The sequence below is a fragment of the Halomonas sp. BM-2019 genome (genome assembly GCF_017584085.1).
The window spans coordinates 1,553,088-1,553,971 of record NZ_CP071922.1 but is presented as its reverse complement, the minus strand read 5'-3'; the positions used below and the strand labels follow the sequence as shown (position 1 = coordinate 1,553,971).

Here is an 884-nt window from a genome sequence, read left to right as displayed (position 1 = left end):
CCGATAGAGTTGCGCGTCGTTTTCTGGAATCGCAAAGTGCAAATGTAATCTATCGGTTTGGACAATATGGGTTAAATACGCGCCGGCACTGATAAGATTTCCTTCAGTAACTGACTCAACGCCAGCGAGACCATTGATGGGTGCTTCAACACGCGTGTAACGTAGGTTACGACGAGCATCAGCAAGACCTGACTCTGCCCGAGCTAAGCGAGCCTTTGCCGCTTCGATGGCAGAACGCGCTTGGTCAAATTCGCGTTCACTGGCGGCATTGCTTTCGTATAAACCCGACACGCGTTGCCATTCACGCTCAGCCTGTTGGTGCATGGCGGTGGCATCGGCAAGCTCGGCTTGAGCAGAATTTACCGCAAGTTGATACGGCTCTGGGTCAATTTGAAACAGCGTTTCACCTTGCTCAACGGCATGGCCTTCTTGGAAATTGCGCTGTTGTAAAATGCCGCTTACTTGTGCTCGGACTTCAACTTCACGAGCGCCGCGCACACGAGCAGGGTATTGGGCGGTATAGACAGCAGATTCAGTCATAACTTCAGCAATCGTAACTGGCGATGGCGGCATGCCTTGTTGTCCATTACCAGAATCGCCACTACAAGCGGTTAGTACAGCCAATGCACTCATGCTGAGGACTAATTTTGTTGAGGTCGCCCAAACTGTGCGATACGGCTGAGATTGAGCGCGAAACGATGCGTTCATTAATTATTCTCCAATTCTTTGGTCTGCTGAGAAATAGAATGCTGCGAACAGCCTTCAAACTGTTCGACAAAGTTGAGTGGGTTTTGCACGTGCATAATGCCGTGCAAGTAAAATGAAAAAACGTGTTCGAGACGTTCGATCGACGTGCGCTTTGGTACGCTCGCCATACTCAAATA

The 884-nt window shown here is 49.9% G+C and carries 1 protein-coding gene; it reads right to left on the bottom strand.

What is annotated here, in order from left to right:
- The coding region (locus J5F18_RS07830) for an efflux RND transporter periplasmic adaptor subunit (RefSeq protein ID WP_346301713.1) at positions 1–708 on the bottom strand (708 nt) is incomplete at its 3' end.
- Positions 709–884 lie beyond the last annotated feature (176 nt).